This window comes from Bradyrhizobium sp. AT1, from assembly GCF_001590795.1.
Classification (GTDB): Bacteria; Pseudomonadota; Alphaproteobacteria; order Rhizobiales; family Xanthobacteraceae; genus Bradyrhizobium.
The window spans coordinates 3,911,543-3,912,756 of the sequence record NZ_JXDL01000001.1 but is presented as its reverse complement, the minus strand read 5'-3'; the positions used below and the strand labels follow the sequence as shown (position 1 = coordinate 3,912,756).

1 protein-coding gene is annotated in these 1,214 nt (G+C 64.6%); it reads left to right on the top strand.

Features of this window, described 5'->3' with window-relative positions:
• Positions 1-696 precede the first annotated feature (696 nt).
• Entirely contained in the window at positions 697-1,128 is a 432-nt protein-coding gene (locus SE92_RS18235; protein ID WP_063197163.1) for a phasin, read from the top strand.
• Positions 1,129-1,214: the final 86 nt, after the last annotated feature.

Below are 1,214 nucleotides of genomic sequence, written 5' to 3'. Positions count from 1 at the left end.
CCGGCTTTAGTCTCACGCGTGAAGCTGGCGGCTGCCGGAATGACAGCCTTAAGAAAGGGTTAGTATCGCCCGCGGTCGCGGGCAGGTCCACGGTCCCGGGCCCTCGGAGGTACCCCAAAGCCGCGATAACCTTAATCCGCCCACCCCCGCAAGCCGGAGCCAGGTTCATCCAAGGGATTCGAAGGGGAGAGGGAAGGCCGGGCGGCATCAACGGTCCCCATCCTCCCCTGGAGGGGGAGGATCGGTTCGCATGAAGCGAAGCGCAATGCGAACCGAGGTGGGGTGACAGTCTCTCGACGCTGGCGGTGCCCGAGTGGAGAGATCACCCCACCCCGGCTCACAGCGCGCGAGCGCACTGCGAGCCGACCCACGGGCGAGCTGCGCTCGTCCCGGACCTCCAGGGGAGGTTGGGCACCGTTGATGCGTCTGCTTCGCTCTCAGCTCTCAACCCCCGGTTCCCCCTTACCGGAACCTCACCCTCCGAGATTAAATTTCGCAGCGCACCCGCTTGGCGCGTTGCGCTGCACAATGTTGACATGATAGGCAGCCATAATACTGGGCACTGGGCGAGCCATCTTGTTTGTTTCGCGTTCCAGTCTTCGTTCCCGCCAGCTCAAAGCAGAGACAAGGCCCCGGTTGGCCGGCGGGCGCGCCAGAAGGCTCACTCCATTTTTTCAATTAGCGTGAGGGACAACCATGACAGGTGCGACTGATCCGTTTTCTGCCTCGATCATTCCGTTCGAGGTTCCCGAGCAGATGCGTGCGTTCGCCGAAAAGGGCGCGGCGCAGGCCCGCGAGAGCTACGCCAAGTTCAAGGACGCCGCCGAAACCCACAACGGCACCGTCGAGGCCGTTTTCACCTCCGCCTCCAAGGGCGCGAGCGAGTACACCGCCAAGCTGGTGGAGTTCATGAAGGCCAACACCAGCGCCCAGCTCGACTTCGCCCAGCAGCTGTTCGGCCTGAAGTCGCCGACGGAGGCGCTGGAGCTGTGGACCGGCCACACCCGCAAGCAGTTCGAGACCCTGCAGTCCCAGGCCAAGGAGCTGGTCGAGCTGACCCAGCGCGTCGCCGCCGAGACCGCCGAGCCGATCAAGGCCTCCGCCTCGAAGTACATGCCCGCCGCCTGAGCGGTGAGGCCGGGTTGAATTGAGCGAAACCCGGGCCGAAACGCCCGGGTTTTTTCTTCGCCTCTCCCGCGCTTGGGAGAGGCCGG

Coding starts and splice junctions, on each gene's coding strand:
- SE92_RS18235 (WP_063197163.1), top strand. CDS start 697: ATGACAGGTGCGACTGATCCGTTTTCTGCCTCGATCATTCCGTTCGAG.